Source organism: Streptomyces sp. GbtcB6 (assembly GCF_019091475.1).
In the GTDB taxonomy this organism is placed as follows: Bacteria; Actinomycetota; Actinomycetes; order Streptomycetales; family Streptomycetaceae; genus Streptomyces; species Streptomyces hyaluromycini.
Map to the genome: position 1 here is coordinate 31,419 of NZ_JAGXJL010000043.1, position 19,316 is coordinate 50,734.

Consider the following 19,316-nt stretch of genomic DNA (forward strand, 5'->3'; position numbering starts at 1 on the left):
GGCGACGTCGGCTATCCCTTCACCGCCCCGGTCAACATGCCCTTCTTGAAGTGCTTCTGGACGAAGGGGGACAGGACCGCCACCGGCAGCAGTGCCATCACCATCACCGCCATCTGCACGGCGAGCCCGGACAGTTCGCCCGTCTTGATGGACTGCGCCAGTCCCACCGGGGCCTGCTGTTTCTGGACCAGCTGGATCATGACGTTCTGCAGCGGCATCTTGTCCTGGTCGTTGAGGTACAGGGACGCGTTGAACCACGCGCTCCAGTACCCGACCGCGTAGAAGAGGGTGATGACCGCGAGGACCGCCCGGGACAGCGGCATGACGATCTGCCAAAGGATCCGGAAGTCGCCGGCGCCGTCGATGCGCGCGCTGTCGGTCAGTTCCGGCGAGATGCCCATGAAGAACCCGCGCAGGACGAGGATGTTGAAGACGCTCACCGCGCTCGGGAGGATCAGGGCGAGATAGCTGTCGGTCAGGCCCAGGGACTGGACCAGCAGGTAGGTCGGGATCAGGCCGGCGCTGAAGAACATCGTCGCCATCAGCAGCATCAGGAACCAGCGGTGGCCGAGCGACCCGATGCGTGAGAGGCCGTAGGCGCACAGGACGGACACGGTCATCGAGAACACCGTGCCGACGAGGGTGATCAGGACGCTGATGACGGTGGCCCGGGTGACCTGGCCGCCGCTGAGGAGTTCCCGGTAGGCGACGAAGGTGATGCCCTTGGGGATCATCACCAGTCCGCCGGCCTCGTCGATGGTCTTGCGGGAGGACAGGCTGGTGACGACCACGATCCAGAGCGGGAAGAGGACGCCGAGGCAGGCCAGGGTCAGGACCAGGCCCTTGCCGGCGACGCCGGCCGCGCTCGGTTCCTCCTCCCACACCGGGCGGGGCGGCGCGGCCCACCGGGACGGCGGCCGCTCCCGCGTGGGCGGTTCGTCGATGACGGCGGTCATTTCTTGTACACCCCCTGCTCGCCCATGAGATGGGCCACCTTGTTCGCGGCGAGGACCAGGCCGAGGCTGACCACGCCCTTGATGAGGCCTGCGGCGGCCGCGTAGCCGAAGTCCTGGTTTCGGACGCCGTTCCACCAGACGAAGGTGTCGAGGACCTCCGAGGCTCCCGGTCCTACGGCGTCGCGTTGGAGGAGGATCTGTTCGAAGCCGACGGTCAGGGCATCGCCGACGCGCAGCACCAGCAGCAGGGCGATCACCGGGCGCAGGGCCGGCAGCGTGACGTGCCAGATGCGGCGCCAGCGGCCCGCGCCGTCCATCGCCGCGGCCTCGTAGAGGTCCGGGTTCACGGACGCCAGCGCCGCCAGGAAGACGATGATCCCCCAGCCCGCGTCCTTCCAGACGCCCTCCGCCGTGACCAGGAACTTGAAGGTCGACGGGTCGGTCATGATGTCGAGACCGTCGTAGCCGTGCTGCCGCAGCAGCTGTGACAACAGGCCCGCCCCGCCGAAGATCTGCTGGAAGACGGAGATGACCAGCACCCAGGAGAAGAAGTGCGGGAGGTACAGGACCGCTTGGGCGATCGCCCGCACCCGGGGCCGGAGCACGCTGTTGATGAGCAGCGCGAGGCCGATCGGGATCGGGAAGAAGAGAACGAGCTGGAGGAAGAACAGCACCAGGGTGTTCTTCACCGCGTTCCAGAAGGCGGAGTCGGCGAAGATCTGCTGGAAGTTCTCGATGCCCACCCATGCGCTGTGCAGCATGGAGACGATGCCGTTGTCGCTGACGTACGGGTCGTAGTCCTGGAAGGCGACGATGTTGCCGAGGATCGGCAGGTAGTTGAAGACCAGGAGCAGCAGGACCGCCGGCAGGGTCATCAGGATCAGGGTGCGGTCGCGTCTGAATCTGACGCGCAGGCTCAGCTTCCCGGTCTTCGTCTTCTTCCCGGTTCCGGTGGCGTCGCCGGACTCCACCGGGGTCCTCCCCGTACCGTCGTCGTCTGCCTCGGCCCTGCTGCGAGGCACCGTGCTGTGGGACACGGCCGTTCTCCTTGCCTCAGTGCCCGGTCAGCTCGCCGAACCGTTGTCGTCGAGCAGCTTCTGGTACCAGTCGCGCAGCTTGTCGCCGCCCTTGCTCTTCCAGTCGGAGACGGCCTGCTGCATGTCGCTGATCTTCTTGCGGCCGCGGGTGATGTCGTCTTCGAGCGTCTCGAAGTTGTCCATGAGGTTGGTGTAGCGGGACGGCTCGGTGATCATCTGGCCGAAGAAGCTGGACTTCCTGGTGAAGGAGCCCATCCGCTGCTGCCACTCGACCTGCGCCTTGGCGACGTCGGGGAAGTCGGGGTGGGCGATGGTGGCGGCGGGGCTGGCGACCATGACGTAGGCGTTGATGACCTCGTTGTTGCCCCGGGTGGTCTTGGTGGGCACGCCGTTCTTGACGGTGTAGTGGGTGCCCTCGACGCCGTAGTTGGTGGCCATGTACTCCTTGGTGCCGTACGGCGCGGCGGTGGTGTTGGCGACGGCCAGCACGTCGTGGATGACGGACGCCGAGGCCTTCTTGTTGACGAAGGCGAAGATGCCGGCCGGCTGTTCGGCCCAGACCTGCGGGTCTCCGCCGTCGTGTCCGTAGACGTCCATGCCCCAGATCTTGAAGTCCGGGTTCTGGGTGGCCTGTTCGGCGGTGCGGCTCCACCACTGGCTGATGTCCTGGGCGTAGATGAGGAACTCGCCGGCCGCGAACTTGGGTCCGGGGTCGGGGGCGTTCTTGCCCAGCTTGGCGTCGGGGTGCACGACCCCGGCGGCGAAGAGCTTGCGGGTCCACTCCAGCGCTTCGAGGTACTCGTCGGTCTCGATGCGGTTGATCAGCTTGCCGTCGACGAGGTTCCAGCCGAGCGGCTTCTCGCTGCCGGACAGGACGCTGAACATCTGCCAGGCGGTCCACTTCATGTCCATGCAGGCCCAGCGTTTGGCCTTGGCGTTGGTGATCTCCTTGGCGAGGGAGAGGAACTCGTCCGCCGAGCGCGGGACCTCGTAGCCCTCCTTGTCGAAGATGTCCTTGCGGTAGAGGGGCACGATGTTGGTCACGTACGAGGACGGCATCGGCAGTCCGCGCAGCTTGCCGCCGAAGATGCAGCGCCGCCAGGCGTCGGTCGGGATGGCTGCGAGGTTCGGGTAGTCCTTGACCTTGTCGCCCGACAGGTACGGGCCGAGGTCGGCGAACTTGCTGATGATGGCGGTGGGTATCTTCCCGCCCATGTTCCAGTTCGGGATGACCACGACGTCCGGTACGTCGCTGGAGGCGAGGACCGCGCCCAGCTTCTGGTCGTAGGTGTTGCCGTCCTGGTTCTGCCACTCGACGTCGACGCCGATCATGTCGTTCATCGCGTTGTAGTAGGGGTTGTCCTGCTTGGGCGGAGAGCCCCAGAACGGCGCCATGACGGTGACCTTGCCGCCCTTGCCGAGCTTCTTCGGGACCGAGGTCTTCAGGGTCGCCAGGTCGAGCTTGCTGGTGAAGCCGATCGACGAGCCGTTCTTCGACGGGATGTCCGGGGTCACCACGTTGTTGGCGACGTACGACGGCAGCAGCTTCTTCGCGTCCTTGCCCGAGGAGGAGCCCCCTCCCGAACCGCTGTCCGACGCCCCGCAGGCGGCGAGCAGCGGCATGCCGCCCGCCACCGCTGCGGTGGCGACTGCCGTGGAGGCGAGGAAACTTCTCCGGCTCGGCCCGGAGGGGGCGGAAGCGGCGTTCGGCGTCATTGCGTCAACCCTTCATGGCGCACCAGGACACCCGGCGGTGGCCGTCGGCTGCGGTGTCTTGAGTGGAACTGGCTGAGCTGAAGCGATCCTCCGACCCATGTCATGCGTCCCTGGCAGGAACCGGCTGACCGGCTGATCGACTGACCGGCCATTTGACTAGTCGAAGCGCTTCGATGTTGCTGCGAGGTTAAGTGAACACCCGGGGGTACACAAGGGTCGCTCCCAAGATTCCTCCGAGGTATGGGGGGTGACCTCTTCGTATGCGCCACTTGAAATATCGATGAGCCTCTCTTGACACCCACCCCCGCGTCGAATGAGCATCGAAGCGCTTCGAAAGGGCCTCGCCGCTCCATCGCAAGGGGAACCGTACGTGACCGCAAAAACGCCGCCCGCGCCGCCTTTCCGCGATCCGCACCTGCCGCTCGCGAAGCGCATCGACGATCTGCTGGCGCGGCTCACCCTGGACGAGAAGGTCTCCTTCCTGCACCAGTTCGCGCCCGCCGTCGAGCGCCTGGGCATCGCCGCCTTCCGCACCGGTCAGGAGGCCCTGCACGGGGTGGCCTGGATGGGCCCGGCGACGGTGTTCCCGCAGGCGGTGGGGCTCGGCGCGACCTGGAACACCGATCTCGTACGACGGGTCGGGGAGGCCGTGTCCAAGGAGGTCCGGGCAATGCGCGCCCGTGACGACCGGGTCGGCCTCAACGTCTGGGCCCCGACGGTGAACCTGCTGCGCCACCCGCTCTGGGGCCGCAACGAGGAGGGCTACTCCGAGGACCCGAAGCTCACCTCCGCCATCGCCACCGCCTACACCCGCGGTCTGCGCGGCGACCACCCGGTGTACTGGCGCACGGCCCCCGTCCTGAAGCACTGGCTGGCCCACAACAACGAGACGGACCGGGCGACCTCCTCCTCGTCGGTCCGCCCGCGGGTGCTGCACGAGTACGACCTGCGCGCCTTCCGGGAGACCGTGGAGGCCGGTGCGGTGGCCGGGGTGATGCCCGCGTACAACCTGGTCAACGGCCGCCCCAACCACGTCTCCCCGTACCTGCGCGAACAGCTGCGCACCTGGACCGACGAGGAGCTGCTGGTCTGCTCGGACGCCGGCGCGCCCAGCAACCTGGTCGACCACGAGCACTACTTCGCCACGCACGAGGAGGCCACGGCGGCCGCCCTCCTCGCCGGTGTCGACAGCTTCACCGACCACGGCACGGACGGCTCGATCATCGTCGCCCGGATCCAGGGCGCTCTCGCGCGGGGCCTGCTGACCGAGGCCGACGTCGACACGGCCGTCCGCCGCCAGCTCTCGGTCCGGTTCCGCCTCGGCGAGTTCGACCCGCACGACGGCCCCGACGGCGACCCGTACCCGAGCCCTGACGAGGTCGCCGCGTTCGACACCCCGGCGCACCGCGCCCTCGCCCAGGAGGCGGCCGAGCAGGCGGTCGTCCTGCTCAAGAACGACGGCGACCTGCTGCCGCTCGCGCCCGACGCCCGGATCGCCGTGGTCGGTCTGCTCGCCGACGAGTGCAAACTCGACTGGTACAGCGGCACCCTGATCCACCGCTCCACTCCGCTGGAGGGCCTGTACGAGCGGTTCGGCGCGGAGCGCGTGGAGTTCGCGGAGGGTGTGGACCGGGTCAGGCTGCGGCTCGCGGACGGCGCCTTCCTGCACGTGCCGACCGCTCCCGAGGCCGCCGAGGAGGTGCGCGGCGCCGAGGGCGCCCTGGACCCGGCGCTGCTCGCCGGCCGCACCGACCTCCCGCCGCTCACCACCGACACCACCGGCACCGAGTTCGCCCTGGTCCACTGGGGCGAGGGCGTCCTCACCCTGCGGGCCCCGGACGGCCGCTATCTCTCCGTCGCCGAGGACGGCTTCGTCCGCGCCGCCGCGGACCAGCCCGGCGGCTGGGTCGTCCAGGAGACATTCCGCCTGGAACCCCATGAGAACGGTCACCTCCTCCGGCACCTCGGTACGGGTCGCCACGTCTCTGTCGCCGCCGACGGGGTGAAGGTTGCCGCCGAAAACGCCTCGATCTTCGAATTGATCATCGTCGAACGCGGTACGGACGCCGTCGCCAGGGTGGCCGCCGCGGCCGACGCGGTCCTGGTGGTCGCGGGCAACGACCCGCACATCAACGGCCGCGAGACCGAGGACCGTACGACCCTGGCCCTGCCCCCGCACCAGGAGCGCCTCCTGCGTGCCGCCCGCGCGGCGAACCCGGACACGGTGCTGGCGCTGGTGTCGTCGTACCCGTACACGGTGGACGTGGCCCGGCTGCCCGCCGTGCTCTGGACGGCCCACGGCGGCCAGGCGGCCGGCACCGCGCTCGCCCGCGTGCTGGCCGGGGACGTCTCCCCCGCGGGCCGCCTCCCGCAGACCTGGTACGCGGCCGACGCCGACCTGCCCGACCTGCTCGACTACGACGTGCTCGGCGCCCGCCAGACCTACCTCTACTTCGAGGGCACCCCGCTCTTCCCGTTCGGCCACGGCCTGTCCTACGCGTCCTTCTCCTACACGGACCTGGAGACCGAGGTGGCGGACGGATCGCTCCGGGTCTCCTTCACGGTCGCCAACACGGGCGATGCGACCGCGGACGAGGTGGCCCAGCTCTACACCCGGGCCGTCGAACCCTCGTCGGTACGCCCGCGCCGCGAACTCCTCGCCCACCGCAGGCTCACCCTGCGCCCCGGCGAGCGGACCGGCCTGACCTTCGACGTCCCGCTCTCCGCCTTCGAGTTCTGGGACGTGGCACGCGGCGGACGGCGCCTGGAGGCCGGCGCGTACGACGTGCTGGCCGGCGCGTCCAGCGAGGACATCCGGCTCCGTACGACCGTGGTCCTGGACGGCGAGCCGGCGGCACCCCGGCCCGCCGCCGAACACGGCCTGGCGGCGGCCGACTTCGACGAGCAGTCGGGCATCGCGATCGTGGACCGTACGAGGACGGAGGGCGACGCGGTCACCCCCGGGGGCGACGGCCCGGGTGAACTCGTCTACCGGGACTGCGACTTCGGCGCGGGGGTCACGGAGGTGACCGTGCGGGTGTCGGGCACCGGCACGCTGGAGCTCTCCCTCGACGGCGGCCCGTCGCTGGCCGCGCTGACGCTCGCCGAGCCGACGCCGGATCCGTACACGTACACCTCGCTCACCGCCGGCATCGTCACCGAGGGCGTCCACGACGTCCGCATCGCACTGCGCGGCCCGCTGCGGCTCGCGCACGTCGGCTTCTCCGGTTGAGGGTCCGGAGCGGCCGGCACAGAGAAGGGGCCCGGCACCGGAAGGCATCGGTGCCGGGCCCCTTCGAGGGGACGACGATCCAGCGTCACGGACGACGATACATGAAAATGGTTCCCATTAGCTACCCGCTCGGACAGCGGGCACCGGCAGCTGGTACGCGAACGGCCGCAGCCCCCGCACAGCGGGCTGCGGCCGTCTCGTCGCTCTCGGGCCCGTCCGTGGCAGGTCAGAGGGCGAGGCCGGTGAGGACCAGGACGCGCTCGTAGGTGTAGTCGTCCATCGCGAACTTGACGCCCTCGCGGCCGACGCCCGACTGCTTCACGCCGCCGTACGGCATCTGGTCGGCGCGGTAGGAGGGGACGTCGCCGATCACGACGCCGCCGACCTCGAGGGCGCGGTGGGCGCGGAAGGCGAGCTGGAGGTCGTGGGTGAACACGCCCGCCTGGAGGCCGTACTTGGAGGTGTTGACGGCGGCGAAGGCCTCGTCCTCGCCGTTCACCTTCTGCACAGTGAGGACGGGGCCGAAGACCTCCTCGCAGGAGATCGTGGCGTCGGCCGGGACGTCGGTGAGGACGGTCGGCGCGTAGCTGGCGCCGTCGCGGTCGCCGCCGGTGACCAGGGTGGCGCCGTCCTCGACGGCCTCCTTCACCCATGCCTCGACGCGCTCGGCCGCCGCCTCGCTGACCAGCGGGCCGACGTCGGTCCTGTCGTCGGCGGGGTCACCGGTGACCTGGGCCTCGACGGCGGCGACGATGCGCGGGAGGAGACGGTCGTAGACGGCGGCGTCCACGATGACCCGCTGCACGGAGATGCAGGACTGGCCGCCCTGGTAGTTGGAGAAGGTCGCGATGCGGGTCGCGGCCCAGTCGAGGTCGGCGTCGGAGGCGTAGTCGCCGAGGACGACGGCCGCGCCGTTGCCGCCGAGCTCCAGGGTGCAGTGCTTGCGGGGCACCGAGTCCATGATCGAGTAGCCGACCTTCTCGGAACCGGTGAACGAGATGACCGGGAGACGCTCGTCCTGGACGAGGGCGGCCATCTTGTCGTTGGCGACCGGGAGGACCGACCAGGAGCCGGCCGGGAGACCGGTCGTCTCGGCGAGCAGGTCGCCGATGATCAGGCCGGAGAGCGGGGTCGCGGGGGCCGGCTTCAGGATGATCGGCACGCCGGCCGCGATCGCCGGGGCGATCTTGTGGGCGCACAGGTTGAGGGGGAAGTTGAACGGCGCGATGCCGAGGACGACGCCCTTCGGGAAGCGGCGGGTCAGCGCGAGGCGGCCCTGACCGCCGAGGTCGGTGTCGAGGCGCTGGGCCTCGCCGCTGTTGAAGCGGCGGGCCTCTTCGGCGGCGAACCGGAACACGGACACCGCACGCCCGACCTCCCCTCGCGCCCACTTGATCGGCTTGCCGTTCTCGGCGGAGATCAGCCGGGCTATCTCCTCGGTGCGCTCGGCGAGGCGGCGGCTGACGTGGTCGAGGGCAGCGGCGCGTACGTGGGCCGGGGTGGCGGCGAACTCGTCCCGTACGGAGTACGCGGCGGCGACGGCTTCCTCGACCTGGGCGTCGGTGGGCACGCTGACCTTGCCGACGAGACGGGCGTCCCACGGGTTGGTGACGTCGAAGGTGTCCTCGCCGGTGACCTGGCGGCCGGCGAGCCAGAAGGCGTGGATGGAGGTCATGTGCGAGTCCCGGCCCTTCCGCGTTGAGGGTGGTGTGTGCAGGGTGTTCGCCTCCACGGTAGGTCCGCGGGGGCGGGGGTGTGTTTGGCCGGGGTGTAGTGGTGGGGGTGGAGGGTGCGCCGGTTTGGCACGGTGGCGGGCGGGCGGGGAACGCTCAGTCCGGCGATGTCGCCTTCAGGGCCAGCCACAGCTCCATCCGTACGTCCGGGTCGTCCAGGGAGCGGCCCAGGATCTCCTCCACCCTGCGCATCCGGTAGCGGAGGGTGTGGCGGTGGACGCCCAGGTCGGCGGCTGCCGCGTCCCACTGGCCGTGCCGGGAGAGCCAGGCCCGCAGGGACGCCACCAGGTCGCCCCTGCCGGTCGCGTCGTGCTCGTACAGCGCCCTCAGCAGACCGTCGGCGAACGCCTTCACCGCGTCGTCGGCCAGCAGGGGCAGGACCGAGCCCGCCGCCAGCTGTTCGTGCTCGACCAGGATCCGGCCCCTGCGCCGGGCCACGGACAGCGCCTGTTCGGCCTGCTTGTAGGCGGCCGCCGCCCCGATCGGACCGGACGGGGCCGACAGCCCGATGACCGGTTGGTCGCCGTCCTCCGCGGCCCCCTGCTCCGGCACCGCCCGTGCCGCCTCGCGCGCCGCCGCGTACTCCACGCACGCCGCCACCGCCGCACCCCCGTCCGCGGCCAGCACCACCAGCCGCTCCCCTTCGGGCACCACCAGCACCGCCTCCCCGGAACGGGCCGCGGCCGACTCCACCGCCTCGGTGAGGCCGGCCAGCAACTCGCCCCCGCCGTCCGCGACGATCATGCGGAACGGGGCGTCGAGCAGCCCGCCGTACAGGTCCCCGGCGACTCCGCGGGCATGGTCCGGCTGCCCGGCGAGCAGCATGCGCAGCACCGCCGCCCCGACCCGCTGCTCGGCCGCGTGGAGCGAGCGGGAGCGTTCCGTCGTGAGGGTGAGGAGCGCGATGGCCGAGTGGACGGCGTAGCGCTCCGCCGTGCCGAGCGCCGACGCCGTGCCGACCGCCAGGGCCGCGCGCGGGCGGCGGCCGGTGCCGAGGGAGTGCAGTTCCACCCGGTCCTCGTTGTCGGGGCCGCCGACCACCGAGGACGCCGGTGCCGGGCGCTCCCGGAGCCGTTCGACCTCCGCCGTCAGGCGCGCCGCCCGGCGCCCCGCCCACTCCGGCGCGGTCGCGACGACCGCGCCGGACGCGTCGTAGAGCGCCGCCCAGCCGTCCACCTGCGCCGCGAGCGCGGACAGCACCCCCTCAGGACCGGCGTTCAGGGCCTGCCTGGTCAGTTCGCGCTGGGCGGCGAAGCCCGCCGTCACCGCCCGGTACTGGTCGGCCGCGATCGCCGCCGAGACCGCCTTGCTGATGGCGAGGAAGGGGGTGCGGCGCGGCACCTCGATCAGCGGCAGTCCCTCGCGTTCCGCCGCGTCGACGAGGGCCTTCGGGATCTCGTCGTAGTTGACCCCGACAGCGAAGCCGAGGCCCACCACACCCGCTCCGACCAGGCGTTTCACATACTTCCGCATCGCCTCCGGATCCTCCGCGTCCAGCTTCAGCGCGGTGATCAGAAGCAGTTCCCCGCCCTCCATGTACGGCACGGGGTCGGCGAGTTCGCTGACATGGGCCCAGCGCACGGGCACGTCGAGGCGGTCCTCGCCCGCGCGCACGGTCAGTTTGAGCGCGGAGTGGTGGACGAGCGAGGCGAGCGTCGGTGGCATGGGGCCGTCAGGTCTTCTCTTCGGTCGTGAACGTGGTGAGCATCGCGAGCGACATGAGCGTCGTGAGCGAGGGCAGTGGTCTTTGGCCGTCCCGTATGAACGGCCTCTATCGATTCTGCCTCACTGTACGGTCGCCTGTGCCCCCGTGTTCAGAGCCGGCCGCCGCCCCTCAGGTCCACCAGCAGCGGGGGCGCGTGCTCGCCCTTGACCGTCGTGAGGGACAGGACCGCGTGCCCGGGCGGAACTCCGTGCGCCAGCTCGGACGCCGACCAGCGCTCGCGCTCCACCTGCCGGACGGTGACCGCCCGCGCGGTGGGCGCCTTGCCGGTGATCACCCGGCGTACGACGTGCAGTGCCTTGCCCGCCGGGGTCTCCGCGATGATCTGGCGGTCGGTGACGTCCCGGGCCTCGGTCCACTCCTTGCCCCAGACCTCCGCGAAGTCCTGGCCGTCCCAGGGGGTGAGTCCGGCGAAGGCCATCCGGCAGCCGGTGGCGCCGAGCAGGGGACCGCGGAGCGGGCGGGGCACGTCGTCCAGGGTGCGCAGGGTCAGCGCCACGCCCGCGTTGGCCGAGCGCAGCCGCTGGATGCCGCGGACCGCCTCCGGTGTCACCACGCCCGTGGCGTCGTCCAGGAGCAGGCAGGAGAAGAGCGAGCGGTCGTCCCGTACCGTCACGCTCGCCGTGAACTGGGCGAGCACCAGGCGGGCCAGGATGCGGGAGGCGTCCGCGTGGCCGCGCTCGGGCAGGTCGATGCGGACCCGGACCGGGTGGTCGAGGGCCTTGAGGGAGAAGGGGCGGGACTGGCCGGAGGTGTCGAAGAAGCCCGCGAAGGCCGGGCGGTCGAGGAGGGCGATGCGGTCGGCCAGGATCGCGCCGACGTCCCCCGGGTGTCCCATCTGGCGTTCCCGCGCGTCGAGCTCGCGCAGCAGCGACTCGTGGCCGGTCGACGTCAGCGCCTTGCGGAGCGCGGCGAGCGGGCCCGTGGCGCCGTCGAGGAGCTGGCGGAGTTCGGGGACGGAGGGGAAGCGGCCGTGGACCGCCCTGAACGGGCCGAGCAGCTGGGCGAGGACGGTGGTGGAGCGGCGGCTGTCGCTGCCGGGGTGCGGGTCGGCGAGGTCGCCGGCGAGGGCCTCGGCGAGTATGGCGGCGGCCTCGTCGGGGTCGGTGGTGCCGCCGTACAGGTCGAGGTCGTAGACGGACTCGGGGTGGGCGATGCGGACGACGACGTCGTAGGCGTCGGCGGGTCCGAGGCCGGCGCCGGCCGCGCCGACGACGACCACGGAGGCGCGGCCGGCGAGCGCGTGCAGGCAGAGCGACTCGGCGAGCGGGCGGATCAGGGAGCCGGTCTTGCCGGAGCCGGCCGGGCCGACGGCGAGCAGCGAGGTGCCGAGCAGTTCGGGGCCGAGGGCGAGGCCGGTGCCCCGGTACTGGTAGGGGTTGCGGGGGTCGTCGGCCGTCGTACCGAGCCGCACCTGGCCGGTGACCAGGTCGTGCCGGGCGTGCCGGGCGGGCAGGTCGCGTTCGCCGGAGGGGTGCAGGCAGGCGGCGGCGCCGTCCTTGACCACGGCGGCGGTGAAGGTGGCCATGCCGTGCCGGCCGCTCCGTACGCCCTGCCAGGCGCGGGCGATCCGGGCGTGGTCCACGTCCCGCATCAGCCCGCTCCGCGCCTCACGGGCAAGCCGGTCGGCGGCGTCGTCGGCGCCGGCCTGGCGGAGATACAGGAATTCGGCGGGGTCCTGCTCGGGGGCGGGCGGCCGCTCAGGGGTGGGAACGGCCGATACCCAGGCAGGCGGACCGAAGCGCTGCCAGAGTTCGGACCAGTGACCGATTTTCCCGAGAACCAGGAAAATGGCACCGAAGACGAGGCCGATGTAGATCCAGGAGGACACGCCCCCGATCACGCCGCCGGTGCCGTGCGTCCACGATTTCGGGGCCAGCACGTACCAGGGCCACTGCCAGAAGTCGCCGAGGTACCCGTTCCACAGCAGCGAGCACAGGAGCCAGCCGCAGAGGAAGGCGAGCAGCGCTCCGCCCAGCAGCTGCTGGGCCGGTGTGCGCACCGGCTCCTCCGCCGGACGCGCCCGGTACCCGAACCGCCACACCCCCGGTGCCGTCTCCGGGCGTGGGGTGCGCAGCCAGGTCAGGAAGGCCGAGCCGTCCGGCAGCGGGGGCACCGTCGGCGGTGCCGTCGGCCGTGGCGGCAGCGCGGGCGCCTCGGTCGGCACCGCCTCCGCGTCCTGTGGCCCCGCCGGGCGCGGCACAGGATTCGCATGCGTACGCCGCGTGTCCCACGTCCCGTCGCTGTCCATCGCTCTCGCTCCCTGACCAGCCGTTCCGTCCACCGTCAGCGGCCAATCTAACGCCCTCACAAGGGGAGTTCACCGCTTACGCGGCCGAGGATCCGTCCGGCCGGGCAGCGGCACCCTGCCCGCACTATGTCCACCACGGACAATGGCACTCCCCGACAACGCCCACATGGAGCATCCCCACCTCCCACACCCGGCCCTAGCCTGCGAAGAAAGAAGGAAAGCGTCCGAAAACGCACCACCGGAGCAACCGGACGGGACGCGCCCGGCACGCATCGGTTCGCACCACTCATCAGGGAGCCCCCATGACCGCACTTCCGCAGGAGCGTCGCGTCGTCACCGCCATCCCCGGCCCGAAGTCGCAGGAACTGCAGGCCCGCCGTCTGGCCGCGGTGGCGCAGGGTGTGGGCTCGGTGCTGCCCGTCTTCACCGCGCGCGCGGGCGGCGGCATCATCGAGGACGTCGACGGCAACCGCCTCATCGACTTCGGTTCCGGCATCGCCGTGACCTCCGTCGGCGCCTCCGCCGAGGCCGTCGTACGCCGGGCGAGCGCCCAGCTGGCCGACTTCACCCACACCTGTTTCATGGTCACCCCGTACGAGGGCTACGTGGAGGTCGCCGAGGCCCTCGCGGAGCTCACCCCGGGTGACCACGCCAAGAAGTCCGCGCTGTTCAACTCCGGCGCCGAGGCCGTCGAGAACGCCGTGAAGATCGCGCGTGCCTACACCAAGCGCCAGGCCGTCGTCGTGTTCGACCACGGGTACCACGGCCGGACCAACCTCACCATGGCGCTCACCGCCAAGAACATGCCGTACAAGCACGGCTTCGGTCCGTTCGCCCCCGAGGTCTACCGCGTCCCGGTCGCCTACGCCTACCGCTGGCTCACCGGCCCGGAGAACGCCGGCCCGGAGGCCGCCGCCCAGGCCATCGACCAGATCAGCAAGCAGGTCGGCGCCGACAACGTCGCCGCGATCATCATCGAGCCGGTGCTCGGCGAGGGCGGCTTCATCGAGCCGGCCAAGGGCTTCCTGCCGGCGATCAGCCAGTTCGCCAAGGACAACGGGATCGTCTTCGTCGCGGACGAGATCCAGTCCGGGTTCTGCCGTACGGGTCAGTGGTTCGCGTGCGAGGACGAGGGGATCGTCCCGGACCTGATCACCACCGCCAAGGGCATCGCGGGCGGTCTCCCGCTCGCTGCCGTCACCGGCCGCGCCGAGATCATGGACGCCGCCCACGCCGGTGGCCTCGGTGGCACCTACGGCGGCAACCCCGTCGCCTGCGCCGGTGCGCTCGGGGCCATCGAGACCATGAAGGAGCTCGACCTCAACGCCAAGGCGAAGGCCATCGAGGCGATCATGAAGCCGCGCCTGTCCGCCATGGCCGAGAAGTTCGACGTCATCGGTGACGTCCGCGGCCGGGGCGCGATGATCGCCATCGAGCTGGTCAAGGACCGCACCACCAAGGAGCCGAACCCGGAGGCCACCGCGGCCCTCGCCAAGGCCTGCCACCAGGAGGGACTGCTGGTCCTGACCTGTGGCACCTACGGCAACGTGCTCCGTTTCCTGCCCCCGCTCGTCATCGGCGAGGACCTCCTCAACGAGGGCCTCGACATCATCGAGCAGGCCTTCGCGCGGATCTGAGCCACAGGCTTCTCCCAGCCCGCGCAAAGGGTCTCGAACCCATGTGTCACATCCGCCCCACCCCTCCCACCTGGCGTGATGCGGGGGGCTGGGGCGGCCCCCGTCAGGCCGTGTGAAGAAGGTGTGCGAGGTGCATGACGGGACGCGATTCCGCCTGTCGCCGCACCGGACCCTGCCGTAGGTTCTACCCAGATGAGAGATACACCCCGCCCACAGGGGACTGTGGGCGATTTCAGGCCGGGGCCTCCCCAGCTTCGACCTGGTCGTGCCCTCGCGCACACAACCGGGGCCTCCGGCTCCGGATCTCCTCACCGATCGGACGGTCGCCCGCCCCAAACCCCCCGGGGCGCGCGGCGTTCCGATCCGGACGGCCGCCTCGGAACTACCCCCCCTGTTCCGGGGCGGCCGACCTCCTTCCTTCGCCTTCCCCTCGTGGGACTCCTGGCGCTTCTGGGCCTGCCGGCCCTCCTCTTCGCGCTGATCACCTGGCAGGTCGTGGCCCATGGCCCGCTGCTCCGCCTGGACAGCCGCCTGAGCAGCGCACTCGTCCACCCGGACCGGTTCTCCGAGCTCCTCTCCGACCTCGGGAACGTGCAGGTCGCGGTCCCGGTCCTGGTGCTCGTCATCGGTTACGTCGCCCGGCGCGGCCATGCCACTGGTACAGACCGCTGGTGGCTGCCGCCCGCGGCCGCCGCCGTCCTGATGGCCCTGGTCCCGGCGATCATCGTGCCGGTCAAGGACTGGACCGCCCGTCCGGGGACCCCGGTGGTGCCCCCGGCGGTCGGCTACTTCCCCTCCGGCCACACGGCGACGGCGGCGATCGCGTACGGCTCCGCGACCCTGCTCCTCCTCCCCTGGCTCACGTCCGCCGCCGCCCGCCTGACCACCGTCGCCGTCTGCGCGGCCCTGGTCCTCGGCGTCTCCTACGGCCTGGTCCGCCGCGGCTATCACTGGCCGCTGGACGTGGTGGCCAGCTGGTGCCTGGCCACCGTCCTGCTGACGTCACTGGGGCTGCTGCTCACCCGAAGTACGCGTCGAAGTTCTTCTGGAACTCCCAGTTCGAGAACCGGTCCCAGTTGATCGACCAGGTCATCAGGCCGCGCAGGGCCGGCCAGGTGCCGTGGGTGGCGTACGACCCGCAGTTCGTCTTCTTCGTCAGGCAGTCCAGGGTCTTGGTGACCTCGGACGGGGCCACGTAGCCGTTGCCCGCGTTGGTCGACGCCGGCATGCCGATGGCGATCTGGTCCGGGCGCAGGGGCGGGAAGACGTTGTTCGCGTCGCCCGCCACCGGGAAGCCGGTGAGCAGCATGTCGGTCATGGCGATGTGGAAGTCGGCGCCGCCCATGGAGTGGTACTGGTTGTCGAGGCCCATGATCGAGCCCGAGTTGTAGTCCTGGACGTGCAACAGGGTCAGGTCGTCGCGGAGGGCGTAGATGACCGGGAGGTACGCCCCGCAGCGCGGGTCCTGGCCGCCGAACTTGCCGGTGCCGTAGAACTGGTAGCCCATCTGCACGAAGAAGGTCTCGGGCGCCATCGACAGCACGAACTTCGACCCGTACTTCGCCTTCAGCGTCTTCAGCGCGGAGATGAGGTTGACGATCACCGGGGTCGTCGGGTTCTTGAAGTCCGTGTCGCTCGTGTCCAGGGAGAGCGAGTGGCCCTCGAAGTCGATGTCCAGGCCGTCGAGGCCGTAGGTGTCGATGATGTTCGAGACGGAGGAGACGAAGGTGTCCCGGGCGGCCGTCGTGGTGAGCTGGACCTGCCCGTTGGCGCCGCCGATCGATATCAGCACCTTCTTGCCGGCCGCCTGCTTGGCCTTGATCGCCGCCTTGAAGTCGGCGTCGCTCTCGACGTTCGCGCACTCGGTGACCGGGCAGCGGTTGAAGCGGATGTCCCCGGAGGTGGCCGACGTCGGTTCACCGAAGGCCAGGTCGATGACGTCCCAGCTGTCGGGGACGTCGGCGAGCCGGGTGTAGCCGGAGCCGTTGGCGAAGGAGGAGTGCAGGTAGCCGACGAGGGCGTGCGTGGGCAGGCCGGTGGAGCCGCCGGAGGAACCGGCGGTCGTGGTGGCCGTCACCGCGGCCGACTTCGCGGACTCGCCGGCATCGTTCACGGCGGTGACCTGGAAGCTGTACGCCGTCGACGGGGACAGCCCGGTCACGGTGGCCGAGGTCCCGGTCGCCGTCTGGACCTTGGCCCCGTCACGGTAGACCGCGTAGCTCGTGGCGCCGGTGGCCGCCGTCCAGGAGAGGGCCACGCTGGAGGAGGTGATCGTGCCGGCGGTGAGGCCGGTGGGCGCGGCCGGCGGCTGGCCCGCGGAGGCGCCCGGTCCGACCAGCGACACGTCGTCGGCGTAGTAGGCGCCGGTGCCGTACCAGCCGTGGGTGTAGATCGTGACCTTGGACGTCGAGGCGCCGGTGGTGAAGGTGGTCGTGAGTTTCTGCCAGTCGGGGGCGGACTGGGTCCAGGTGGAGACGTCGGTGGTGCCGGTGCCGCTCGCGCCGAGGTAGACGTAGGAGCCGCGGACGTAGCCGGACAGGGTGTACTGCGAGCTCGGCTTGACGGTCACGGTCTGCGCGCACTGGGCGTTGTCACTGCCGGCCGGGGTCGCCTGCAGCGCGGAAGCCCCGCTGTGCACGGGTGAGTTGACCGTCGTACCGCTGCCCGCCGTGCAGGTCCAGCCGGAGAGGCCGGATTCGAATCCGCCGTTGACGGCGAGGTCCGCGTCGGCCGCCCGGGCGGCCGACGAGAGCGCGGTGATACCGGGTACGGCCAACAGCAGGGCCGTGAGCATGGTGAGAACAGGTCTCGCGCGAACCACAAGTGCCTCCGGTGGTGGGGGAATTGGAGGTGGGGTGCTCGCTCAATTTGGTCCAGACCAATTGGCTTGTCAAGGCCTACGGCAACGATCCGGCGCACAGCCCTGCCACCCCGCAAAGGGGCGCGGGGAACTGCGCGACCAGCCACAACGGCGCCGCACCCGACCGCCGGCCGCACCCACCGCGGCGCCTAGTCACCGTCGGCCAAGCCGGCGGCAGCCTCGTGCATGGCCAGCTCCAGCAGCCCCGGATCCGTCAGCGTCCCCGACCCGTCCGGCACCACCAGCCACCGCACCCCCTGCGTCGACCGCCCGGGATACGGCACGACGATCCAGGTGCCGGCCCCCGCCGTGCGGATCCCCGTGCCGAGCCACCGGGCGGCCGTGCCGGGCGGCACGAAGAAGCCCACCCGGTCGTCCCCGAAGTCGACCAGGACGGGCCCTGGCTGGTCGAGGACGCGGGTGAGCACGTCGAGGGTCGGATAGCCGAGCTCACCCGGCAGGATCAGTACGTCCCAGGCCCTGCCGGCTGGCAGCAGCGCGCGCCCCAGGGGGTTGCGCTCCCATTCCCAGCGGCAGGCCTCGGGATCCGGTGCGACGGATGCCAGCCATTCGACCGCCGTCTTCGCCCCAGTCATCAGAAGACCTCCCCGTCCCACTCGTCGACGCGGGCGTCGCGTCACGGGGAGAGAGGGAGGTCTTCCAGGGGCATTACGCGGGTTTCAGCGCCGCGTTGAAGTGAGCTGGATCACATAATGAACCGGCTCAGCTGTCGAAGCCGAGACCCAGCCGGTCCATCGCCCGCAGCCACAGGTTGCGGCGGCCGCCGTGGGCGTCGGCGCGGGCCAGCGACCACTTGGTGAGGGCGATGCCCGTCCAGGCGAACGGCTCGGGCGGGAACGGCAGCGGTTTCTTGCGGACCATCTCCAGGCGGGTGCGCTCGGTCTCCTCCCCCGACAGCAGGTCCAGCATCACGTCGGCGCCGAAGCGGGTGGCACCGACGCCGAGGCCGGTGTAGCCCGCCGCGTACGCCACCTTCCCCTGGTGCGCGGTGCCGAAGAACGCCGAGAAGCGGGAGCAGGTGTCGATCGCGCCGCCCCAGGCGTGCGTGAAGCGGGCGCCCTCCAGCTGCGGGAAGCAGGTGAAGAAGTGCTCGGCGAGCTTGGCGTAGGTCTCCGGGCGGTCGTCGTACTCGCGGCGCACCCGGCCGCCGTAGTGGTGGATGGCGTCGTAGCCGCCCCACAGGATGCGGTTGTCGGCGGACAGCCGGAAGTAGTGGAACTGGTTGGCGGAGTCGCCGAGGCCCTGCCGGTTCTTCCAGCCGATCGCGCCGAGCTGCTCGGCGGTGAGCGGCTCGGTCATCAGGGCGTAGTCGTAGACCGGGACGGTGTAGGCGCGGACCCGTTTGAGCAGGTTCGGGAAGATGTTGGTGGCGAGCGCGACCTGCCGGGCGCGGACCGCCCCGTACGGGGTGCGTACGGCCATGCCGGCGCCGTAGGCCTTCAGGGCGAGGGCCGGCGTGTGCTCGTACACCCGCACGCCCAGCGCGAGGCAGGCCTGCTTGAGGCCCCAGGCGAGCTTGGCCGGGTTGAGCATGGCCACGCCCCGGCGGTCCCACAGACCCGCCTCGAAGGTCGGCGAGTTCACCTGTGCGCGCACCGCGTCGGCGTCGAGGAACTCCAGGTCTTCCGCGAGGCCCCGCTGCTCCAGGTCCTTGTGCCAGTCGCGCAGTTCCCACGCCTGGTAGGTCTCGGTCGCGACGTCGATCTCGCCGGTGCGCTCGAACTCGCAGTCGATGCCGTGCCGGGCGACGGCGGCCTCGATCTCGTCGAGGTTGCGCCGGCCCAGCTCCTCGATGCGGTGGATCTCCTCGGGCCAGCGGGCGAGGCCGTTGGGCAGCCCGTGGGTGAGGGAGGCGGCGCAGAAGCCGCCGTTGCGGCCCGAGGCGGCCCAGCCCACCTCGTGGCCTTCCAGCAGGACCACATCGCGCCCGGGGTCGCGCTCCTTGGCGTTGAGCGCGGTCCACAGTCCGCTGTAGCCGCCGCCGACGACCAGCAGGTCGCAGGTGTCGGCGCCGGTCAGCGCGGGCTCGGGGTGGGGCTTGCCGGGGTCTTCGAGCCAGTACGGGACCGGCTGTGCTTCGGAGAGAGACCTGGTCCAATCTGCCTGACGGCTCATGGCGCTTGGGGCCATGATTTTCAACTCCCTACAGA

12 protein-coding genes are annotated in these 19,316 nt (G+C 70.9%); 3 read left to right on the forward strand and 9 right to left on the reverse strand.

Annotated features, from left to right (window positions below; genetic code table 11):
• Positions 1 to 11: 11 nt before the first annotated feature.
• The 3 genes from KVT45_RS42780 to KVT45_RS42790 are packed head-to-tail and all read right to left on the reverse strand — an operon-like array spanning position 12 to position 3,709.
• Positions 12 to 956, reverse strand: a complete 945-nt coding sequence (locus KVT45_RS42780) for a carbohydrate ABC transporter permease (RefSeq protein WP_217554910.1) — start codon at positions 954 to 956, stop codon at positions 12 to 14.
• Positions 953 to 1,993, reverse strand: coding sequence for a sugar ABC transporter permease (locus tag KVT45_RS42785; RefSeq protein ID WP_217554911.1), 1,041 nt, complete (start codon positions 1,991 to 1,993; stop codon positions 953 to 955). Before KVT45_RS42785 ends, KVT45_RS42780 begins: the two co-directional genes overlap by 4 nt.
• A gap of 27 nt (positions 1,994 to 2,020) precedes the next feature.
• Entirely contained in the window at positions 2,021 to 3,709 is a 1,689-nt protein-coding gene (locus KVT45_RS42790; RefSeq protein WP_217554912.1) for an extracellular solute-binding protein, read from the reverse strand.
• A 370-nt stretch (positions 3,710 to 4,079) separates the two neighbouring features.
• Here KVT45_RS42790 and KVT45_RS42795 point away from each other — a divergent pair, with 370 nt between their 5' ends.
• Positions 4,080 to 6,941, forward strand: coding sequence for a glycoside hydrolase family 3 protein (locus KVT45_RS42795; protein ID WP_217554913.1), 2,862 nt, complete (start codon positions 4,080 to 4,082; stop codon positions 6,939 to 6,941).
• 226 nt (positions 6,942 to 7,167) lie between these two features.
• Here the strand turns inward: KVT45_RS42795 and KVT45_RS42800 are convergent, their stop codons facing one another.
• From KVT45_RS42800 to KVT45_RS42810, 3 genes are all read right to left on the reverse strand, one after another.
• A complete protein-coding gene (locus tag KVT45_RS42800; protein ID WP_217554914.1) occupies positions 7,168 to 8,616 on the reverse strand; it encodes an aldehyde dehydrogenase family protein in 1,449 nt (482 codons plus the stop codon).
• 154 nt (positions 8,617 to 8,770) lie between these two features.
• Positions 8,771 to 10,339, reverse strand: coding sequence for a PucR family transcriptional regulator (locus KVT45_RS42805; protein WP_217554915.1), 1,569 nt, complete (start codon positions 10,337 to 10,339; stop codon positions 8,771 to 8,773).
• 149 nt (positions 10,340 to 10,488) lie between these two features.
• On the reverse strand, positions 10,489 to 12,648 hold the full coding sequence (locus KVT45_RS42810) for an ATP-binding protein (protein WP_217554916.1): 2,160 nt from the start codon (positions 12,646 to 12,648) through the stop codon (positions 10,489 to 10,491).
• A 302-nt stretch (positions 12,649 to 12,950) separates the two neighbouring features.
• On the opposite strand from KVT45_RS42810, the gene gabT reads away from it, so the two are divergent.
• Both gabT and KVT45_RS42820 read left to right on the forward strand, forming a co-directional pair.
• Positions 12,951 to 14,285 carry a 4-aminobutyrate--2-oxoglutarate transaminase gene (gene gabT / locus KVT45_RS42815; RefSeq protein WP_217554917.1) on the forward strand — a complete coding sequence of 445 codons (1,335 nt, stop codon included), beginning with the start codon at positions 12,951 to 12,953 and terminating at the stop codon, positions 14,283 to 14,285.
• A 222-nt stretch (positions 14,286 to 14,507) separates the two neighbouring features.
• On the forward strand, positions 14,508 to 15,365 hold the full coding sequence (locus tag KVT45_RS42820) for a phosphatase PAP2 family protein (protein ID WP_308311032.1): 858 nt from the start codon (positions 14,508 to 14,510) through the stop codon (positions 15,363 to 15,365).
• Here KVT45_RS42820 and KVT45_RS42825 read toward each other — a convergent pair.
• The 3 genes from KVT45_RS42825 to KVT45_RS42835 form a co-directional block, all read right to left on the reverse strand.
• Entirely contained in the window at positions 15,304 to 17,079 is a 1,776-nt protein-coding gene (locus KVT45_RS42825) for a chitinase (RefSeq protein WP_217554919.1), read from the reverse strand. The two genes, KVT45_RS42820 and KVT45_RS42825, sit on opposite strands and share 62 nt — an antisense overlap.
• A gap of 215 nt (positions 17,080 to 17,294) precedes the next feature.
• Entirely contained in the window at positions 17,295 to 17,741 is a 447-nt protein-coding gene (locus tag KVT45_RS42830) for a hypothetical protein (protein ID WP_217554920.1), read from the reverse strand.
• A gap of 127 nt (positions 17,742 to 17,868) precedes the next feature.
• Positions 17,869 to 19,296, reverse strand: a complete 1,428-nt coding sequence (locus tag KVT45_RS42835) for an FAD-binding oxidoreductase (protein ID WP_217554921.1) — start codon at positions 19,294 to 19,296, stop codon at positions 17,869 to 17,871.
• Between the last annotated feature and the right edge of the window lie 20 nt (positions 19,297 to 19,316).

Coding starts and splice junctions, on each gene's coding strand:
- KVT45_RS42780 (WP_217554910.1), bottom strand. CDS start 956: ATGACCGCCGTCATCGACGAACCGCCCACGCGGGAGCGGCCGCCGTCC.
- KVT45_RS42790 (WP_217554912.1), bottom strand. CDS start 3,709: ATGACGCCGAACGCCGCTTCCGCCCCCTCCGGGCCGAGCCGGAGAAGT.
- KVT45_RS42800 (WP_217554914.1), bottom strand. CDS start 8,616: ATGACCTCCATCCACGCCTTCTGGCTCGCCGGCCGCCAGGTCACCGGC.
- KVT45_RS42805 (WP_217554915.1), bottom strand. CDS start 10,339: ATGCCACCGACGCTCGCCTCGCTCGTCCACCACTCCGCGCTCAAACTG.
- KVT45_RS42810 (WP_217554916.1), bottom strand. CDS start 12,648: ATGGACAGCGACGGGACGTGGGACACGCGGCGTACGCATGCGAATCCT.
- gabT (WP_217554917.1), top strand. CDS start 12,951: ATGACCGCACTTCCGCAGGAGCGTCGCGTCGTCACCGCCATCCCCGGC.
- KVT45_RS42825 (WP_217554919.1), bottom strand. CDS start 17,079: ATGCTCACGGCCCTGCTGTTGGCCGTACCCGGTATCACCGCGCTCTCG.
- KVT45_RS42830 (WP_217554920.1), bottom strand. CDS start 17,741: ATGACTGGGGCGAAGACGGCGGTCGAATGGCTGGCATCCGTCGCACCG.
- KVT45_RS42835 (WP_217554921.1), bottom strand. CDS start 19,296: ATGGCCCCAAGCGCCATGAGCCGTCAGGCAGATTGGACCAGGTCTCTC.